This is a genomic window from Streptomyces sp. NPDC048196 (genome assembly GCF_040652715.1).
GTDB classification, from domain to species: Bacteria; Actinomycetota; Actinomycetes; order Streptomycetales; family Streptomycetaceae; genus Streptomyces; species Streptomyces siderophoricus.
Window position 1 is genome coordinate 20,034 of record NZ_JBEZMM010000076.1, and the last position, 7,014, is coordinate 27,047.

Sequence of the window (7,014 nt, forward strand, 5' to 3'; positions counted from 1 at the left end):
CCGCCCTGCCGGCGGAAGCTGGCACACTCGTCCCCCATGAAGACGGGAACCGGCACGCTGGACGACGTGGACCACGGGCTGGTGCATGCGCTGCAGATCGACGGGCGGGCGCCGTTCCGGCTCATCGGGCAGGCGCTCGGGGTGTCCGAGAGCACCGTCGCCCGCCGCTACCGCCGGCTGCGCTCCGCCGGGACCCTCCGCGTGGCCGGCACGCTCAACGGTGCCCGGCTCGGCCACCACGCCTGGACGATCCGGCTGCAGTGCACACCGGACGCGGCGGGGCCCATCGCCACGGCGCTCGCCGCCCGCACCGACACCTCGTACGTCCACCTGCTCTCCGGCGGAACCGAGATCTCGTGCAGCGCACAGACGCCCACCGCCGACGAGAGCGAGGCCCTCCTCCTGCACAAGCTGCCCCGGACCGCCCGGGTCACCTCCGTTTCCGCCCATCTCCTGCTGGACCACTACGCATTGCCCAACACCTGGGCCGGCCCCGCACACCTCACCCGCGAACAGACGGCGCTGCTGGCCCCGCCCGGACCGCTTGAGGACGGCGCCGACGACGCGACCGGGGAGACCGGGGTCCCGGTCGGGCCGGCCGACCGGCCGCTGTTCGACGTGCTGGCGCGGGACGGACGGGCCGGCTATCCCGAACTCGCGGCCGCCACCGGATGGTCCGAGTCGACCGCGCGCCGGCGGGTGGCCGCGCTGCGCCGGGCCGGCGTGCTCACCTTCCTCGTCGACATCCCGCCCGCCGCCCTCGGCTTCCACGCCGAGGCGCGCCTGTGGATGTCCGTACGGCCGTCCCGGCTCACCGCGGTGGCCACGGCGATGGCCGAGCACCCCGAGGTGTCCCTGGTGGCGCTGACCACCGGGCCGACGAATCTGCTCGCGGCCGTGAACTGCCGGAACTCGGTGGACCTCGCGCGGTATCTGACCGGGCGGATCGCCGCACTGGACGCGATCCGCTCGATCGAGACGGCACCGGTCATCCGCACCGTGAAGCGGGCCGGCGCCCTGCTTCCCCGCCCCGCCCGCTGACATGCGCAGCGGGCGGGGCGGGTGGTGTTCCTTCCGGGAGGCCCGGGGGCCCGGGGGCCCGGAGGCCCGGAGGCCCGGAGGCCCGGAGGCCGGGAGGCCCGGCGGCCTTCGGGAGACCTGCAGACTCTCAGGAGACCTGCAGATTCAGGAGACCTGCAGTGACGTGTCGTCGAGAACGAAGCTGGTCTGGAGGCTGGTGTCCTCGGTGGCGGTGAAGGTGAGCGTGATCCGCTGCCCGGCGTAGGGGCTGAGGTCCAGTGTGTGCTGGGCGTAGCCGGGGGCCGCGTCGGTGTTGGACGAGCTCGTCAGGACCTTGTCACCGACCTTGACCCGGAAGGTGTCATAGGCGGTGCGGTCGGTCTCCGCGGTGTCGATGTGCAGCCAGTACGTCAGCGTCGCCCGGCTGCATCCGGCGGGCACGGTCAGCGACTGGCTGAGGGTGTCGGTCGCGGTGTAGCCGTAGCCACCGAGCCAGGCGAACCGGCTGCCGCCGTGGGCGGACTGCCCCGTGTGGGCGCCGATCGTGCCGGTGTCACCGGTCCAGGGCGAAGTCCCGTTCTCGAAGCCGCCGTTGGCGAGCAACTGCCCGGCGGTGCACCCTCCGGCACCCTTGACCGTCAACGAGAAGGACGTGGTGTGGGTGACCGTCCCGGACCCGGACCCGGACCCGGACCCGGACCCGGACCCGGTGCCGGTGACCGTGACGGGATAGGTGCCGGGCGCGGTGGACGCCGCGGCGGCCACGGTCATCGTGGAGCTCGCACCGCTGGTCACCGAGCCGGGGCTGAACGAGACGGTCACACCCGCCGGGGCGCCGGACGCGGAGAGCGCCACCGTCTGGGCGGAGCCGCTGGTGGTCTGTGTGGCGATCGTCGTGGTGAGGGACTCGCCCGGGGCGACGCTGCCGGCGGCGGGGGTGGCGATCAGCGAGAAGTCGTTCGCGGGGGTGGAGCGGGCGACGGCGAGCTTCCACAGCGTGGACGCGATGCCGTCGACACTGCGGTCGAGTCCGGTGGCGTTGATGTTGGCGGTGGTGTCACATGACTGGTGGTAGCAGGAGTCATAGGCGCGGTTGGCGGTGCCGCCCCACTTCGCCGCCTGCGCCGAAGTCTTCCGGGCGCCGGCGCCCATCGCGTACCCGGAGGTCGGGATGCCGGCCTGCTCGAAGGAGTAGTCGTCGGACCGGCCGGCGCCTTCGGTGTTCTCCTCGGGCTGGAGACCGAGCGAGTCCCAGTACGCCTTCATCGGCTGGGCGGCGGTGGAGGTGAGGTGGTTGATGAAGTAGCCGCCGTTGGGCGAGGCGATCATGTCGAAGTTGTAGTACGCCTTGATCCGGGACCGCTCGGCGGAGGAGAGCGAACCGACGTAGAAGTCCGAGCCGTTGAGGCCCTGCTCCTCGTCCGTCCACCAGGCGAACCGGGCCCGGGCCGCCATCGCGGGGTGGCGCTCCGCGAGGGTGAGGGCGGTCTCCAGGAGGGCCGCCGAACCGGAGCCGTTGTCGTTGATGCCGGGCCCGGCCCCGACGCTGTCGAGGTGCGAGCCGAACATGTACACCGCCGACGTGTCCCCCTGGGGCCACTCGGCGATCAGGTTGGGCCCGGCCCCACTGGCGCAGCCGGAGGTGCAGGGCTGCTCGGTGACGGCGTAACCGGCCGCCTGCAGACGGCCCTTGACGTAGGCGACGGAGTCCCGGTAGCCCTGACCGCTGGATTTACGGGTGCCGCCGTTGCGGTTCGCGATGGCGTTGAGCTCGCTCAGATGCGCCTGGACCTTGGCGACGTCGACATCGGGCGCGTCGTCGGCGGCGAGAGCCCCAAGGGCGGGCACGGGCACGGAGGCGGCGACGGGGGAGGCAGGGGCGGTGGTGGCACGTGCTGCCGGGGCGGGTGCGGCGGATGAGAGAAGTGTGGCGGGTATGGCGGGGGTGACGGATGCGATGGGTGCGGCGGAGACGGGGGCTGCGGTGAGCAGCGCGGCTGCGAGGGTGACGGCGAGGGAGGCGCCGGTCACCGCGAATCTTCGTAACACCAGGGCTCCTTGAGGGGGTGGGTGAGGGGTTGGCCGGAGGCATGGGGGGTGCGCCGTGCCCGTTCGGGCGGCGGATTGCCCAGTGGGGATGGGCATGTCCATGCCCTGCATGGCGGCCGTACCATCACACCGCCGACGCCCTGACGTCAACGGATGTCCCGCGGCGGAGCAGTGTTTGTCGGAAAACAGCAGACGATGCCCGATATCCGGGCACTTTTCGGGGGACGGGAGCGGGGGAGGGGAGCGACGAGGCGCGGAGGGGCGGGGCGCGGAGGAGCGGGCCGTGGAGTGGCGGAGTGGCGGGGTGCTGGAGCGCTGGGCGTTGGGGTGCTGGGGTATTGGGGTGCCGGGGTGCCGGGGTGCCGGGGTGCCGGGGTGTTGGGGTGTCAGAGCTCCGGAGGGCCGGAGGGCCGAATGGCCGGAACGCAGAAACGCCGGACGCCGGAACGCAGAAACGCCGGAGGGGCGGTCGCTGCCGCCCCTCCGGGAATGTTCGCTTCGTGCCGCGTCAACCGACGGGGCTGGAGCCGCCCGGCCGGATACGGCCGCGCCAGGCACCGGTCTCCCGCTCACGCTGCTCGATGTACTTCTTGAAGCGTTGCAGATCGCCCTTGGTGCGATGGTCGATCAGCCCGACCATGTCCGCGGTCTTCTCTGCAGTACCGGTCGGCTCGACCTCCATCACGAGCTGCACCCGGGTGTGGCTGTCGTCCAGGCGCTGGAAGCTGACCACACCCCGCTGCCGGGTGTCGCCGCCGGTGGTCCGCCAGGCGATCCGCTCGTCCGGGAGCTGGTCGATGATCTCGGTGTCGAATTCCCGCCGGACGCCACCGATCTTGGTGGTCCAGTGGTTGTGGCGGTCGTCGAGTTGCCTGATCTCCTCGACGCCCTCCATGAATTGCGGGAACTCCTCGAACTGCGTCCACTGGTTGTAGACGGTGCGGACCGGGACCTCGACGTCTACCGTCTCCTTCACCGTGCTCATGTCCACTCCTCCTCAGTGGTGGCGAATTCCGGTTCGGCGGCCCGGCGTGCGTAGTCCGCACCGGGCCGACGCTCCACCGGGTACCCGCCTCCACCGCCCCTATCCATGGCGGTGGAGGATTTCGAGGGCCTGGAGGTTCCCCGGTGGGTCCGGGGGTTCGGAGGTGCCGGGAGGAGGAAACCGCCGCCCGGCGTCAGCGGTCGGTGAGCATGCCGGTGCGCAGCCGGGAAAGAATGCGGGACAGCAGCCGCGAGACATGCATCTGGGAGACGCCGAGTTCCGCGCCGATCTCCGACTGGGTCAATTCCTGTCCGAACCGGAGCTCGATGAGACGGCGTTCGCGGTCGTCGAGCGTCTGCAGCAGAGGTGCCAGGGTGTGGAGGTCCTCGACCGTCTCCATGCCCGGATCCTCCTCCCCGAGGACATCGGCCAGCGGGCGGCGCTGGTCGGCGGGATCGGGGTCGGTGGGGGTATCGAGGGAGCCGGCGGTGTAGCCATTGGCGGCCACCAGGCCCTCGATGATCTCTTCCTCCGACAGGTCCAGATGTCCGGAGAGTTCGCGAACGGTGGGTTCCCGGTCGAGCTCGTTGTGCAACTGCTCCTTCGCCTTGGCCAGTTCGCTGCGCAGCTCCTGGAGACGGCGGGGGACATGCACGGCCCACCCGGTGTCGCGGAAGAAACGCTTGATCTCCCCGAGGATGTAGGGAACGGCGAAGGTGGAGAATTCGACCCCACGGGCGAGGTCGAAACGGTCGATCGCCTTGATCAGCCCGATGGTGCCGACCTGGATGATGTCCTCCATGTCGTCACCACGGCTGCGGTAACGGCGGGCCACATAGCGCACCATCGACATGTTCATCTCGATGAGCGTGTTGCGGACGTATTGGTACTCGTGCGTGCCTTCTTCGTATTCCTGGAGTCGCGCGAAGAACAGCTTGGAGAATTCGCGCGCGTCACTGGGGGCCACCGCACTCGGGCACGGCACCTCCGGCAGATCCGCGGTCAGTTCGGTGTGCTGCTCGGTTGCGGTGTCATTCACGACGGTGGTCATCACGCCCTCCTGCGCGCCCGACACGCTCGGGCGCCGCAGCGGCCGCCTACCCGGCAGAACAAAAGTCATGCGTCCTTTCCGGTCTGGCGCCACGTCATGCGCCAACGACGGGGCGCCCGGACCGGCCAAGACGCCACCGGTGGGGGACACCGGTCGGGCGCGAAGTTGACGCTGCGGGGGCCCGGGTCGGGTGACAGGCTGACGGGGCGGGACCCGGGGCGGGCGAGGGGCCGATGGTGGGGACCCGGGTTGGGCGAGAGGCCGGTGGTGGGTGACACGGGGCGGGCGAGAGGCCGGTGGTGGGGACCCGGTGCGGGGGGAGAGAGAGTTCGCCCGGGAACCGGGTGGCTTCGGAGGCCGGCCGGATCACCCGGGCGTCTCCGGCCTTGCGCGGGAATACCGTCCCCCCGCCCCCGCGTTGTGGCCTGCAAGGGGCGCGTCCGACCCCTACGGGATCTGTTCGACCACCCCCTACGGGCCTCCCCACCTCCTCCGGGTCTCCCACCCCCTACGGGTCCCCACACTCTGCGGGCCTCTCCCCCCGAGCCGCCACACCAGCCCACCGCGTTCCGCCCACCGCGCTCAGCCCATGGCGCCACGCCGCCCGAGGTCCAAGCTGCCCGGGCGTTCAAGCTGCCTGGAGGTTCAAGCTGCCTGGGTGAGTTCGGCGCGGCCGAAGAGGAGTGCGTATCCGGAGGGGAGCTGGGCGAGTACGCGGGTGAGGAGCTCGGGGCCGGCGAGCTGGGCGACGGTGTTGAGGACCGCGCCGGTGTCCCAGCGGGTGGTGGCCGCGGTGCCGCCGGTGCGGGCGGCGAGGTCCTTCACGAATCCCCAGCCGGTGAGGCGTTCGCCGTGGGTACAGGGAATCTCGGCGGTGAACGCCAGGGCCGCCTCGACGGGCAATCGGGCCGCGAGCTCGACGCGTTCGTCACCGGTGAGCTGCCGCCCCAGTGCCGCCAGCACGGCGCGTACGACTTCCTCCGCTCGCTCCCGGGTGGGGTACGCCCCTTCGTACCGGACCCGTTCCAGCATCTGGTCGAACGTCATGCCCGGTGCGGGCCGACCCGTTTCAGGCTGGGTGTACATCGGTTACGCGGTCGCCTTTCTCGTCAACTCGTCCACTGGTCAGCGGGAATTCTTGGTCGGTCACATGACCAGCCGCCGGGGCCGGCCACGGACGCGGTGGGGGCAAGGCCGATCGAACCGCCCGAACCGATCGCGGCGTGCGTGCCGTGCGTGCCGTGGGCGTGCCGTGCGCGCCGGGGGACGTCGCCCGGTTGTTCAGTCGGTGGGCTGTCGCTGTCCCGCGCCCCCACCGATGGTGATCTTGCGGGGCTCGGTGCGTTCGGCGACCGGGATGCGCAGGGTCAGCACACCGGCGTCGTAGGAGGCCGTGACGTGCTCGGTGTCGAGGGTGTCGCCCAGGACGATCTGCCGGGAGAAGACGCCCAGCGGGCGTTCGCTCAGGTGCATCCGCACGTCGTCCGCCTCGGCGGCCGGTCGGCGTTCGGCCTTGACGGTCAGCACGTTCCGCCGGACGTCGATGTCGATCGCGTCGGGGGAGACGCCCGGCAGATCGAGCGCGATCACGAACTCCGCGCCCGTGCGGTAGGCGTCCATCGGTATGGGGGCGGGCCTCGACCAGGTGCCGGAAACGCCCAGCAGCGCCTGGGTGAACCGGTCGAGCGGGTGGCACGGGTCGGTGCGCATCAACATCGTGAAACACCTCCAGTGGCTTCGGGCGGCAGTGCCTGCCAATGCGCGTCACCTGACCTCAGTTGTAGCATGTCGTCGACTCGTTGACAACTTCCATGTCATCCAAAGGGTGACAGGCGGCGGCGATTCCCGTTTCGCCCGCCGCCCGCCGCCCGCCGCCCGCCGCCCGCCGCCCGCCGCCCGCCGCCCGCCG

Annotated in this window: 6 protein-coding genes; 1 reads left to right on the forward strand and 5 read right to left on the reverse strand. The window is 71.2% G+C overall.

Annotated elements, in window-relative coordinates; translation table 11 throughout:
• Positions 1-36 precede the first annotated feature (36 nt).
• Positions 37-1,041, forward strand: a complete 1,005-nt coding sequence (locus AB0E02_RS36725) for an Lrp/AsnC family transcriptional regulator (protein ID WP_362148241.1) — start codon at positions 37-39, stop codon at positions 1,039-1,041.
• A gap of 144 nt (positions 1,042-1,185) precedes the next feature.
• On the opposite strand, the gene AB0E02_RS36730 is transcribed toward AB0E02_RS36725, so the two are convergent.
• The 5 genes from AB0E02_RS36730 to AB0E02_RS36750 all read right to left on the reverse strand — a co-directional run bounded on the left by AB0E02_RS36730 (position 1,186) and on the right by AB0E02_RS36750 (position 6,821).
• The gene (locus AB0E02_RS36730; protein ID WP_362148244.1) at positions 1,186-3,069 is read right to left on the reverse strand and encodes a M28 family peptidase; all 1,884 of its coding nucleotides are present in this window, start codon (positions 3,067-3,069) and stop codon (positions 1,186-1,188) included.
• A 508-nt stretch (positions 3,070-3,577) separates the two neighbouring features.
• Entirely contained in the window at positions 3,578-4,054 is a 477-nt protein-coding gene (locus AB0E02_RS36735) for an SRPBCC family protein (RefSeq protein ID WP_362148247.1), read from the reverse strand.
• 193 nt (positions 4,055-4,247) lie between these two features.
• Positions 4,248-5,105: an RNA polymerase sigma factor SigF gene (locus AB0E02_RS36740; RefSeq protein WP_362148250.1), complete on the reverse strand. Its 858-nt coding sequence runs from the start codon at positions 5,103-5,105 to the stop codon at positions 4,248-4,250.
• Between the two features lie 645 nt (positions 5,106-5,750).
• Positions 5,751-6,152 carry a DUF2267 domain-containing protein gene (locus AB0E02_RS36745; RefSeq protein ID WP_362148253.1) on the reverse strand — a complete coding sequence of 134 codons (402 nt, stop codon included), beginning with the start codon at positions 6,150-6,152 and terminating at the stop codon, positions 5,751-5,753.
• A gap of 234 nt (positions 6,153-6,386) precedes the next feature.
• Complete coding sequence (locus AB0E02_RS36750; RefSeq protein WP_362148256.1) at positions 6,387-6,821, reverse strand: Hsp20/alpha crystallin family protein; 435 nt, start codon at positions 6,819-6,821, stop codon at positions 6,387-6,389.
• Positions 6,822-7,014: the final 193 nt, after the last annotated feature.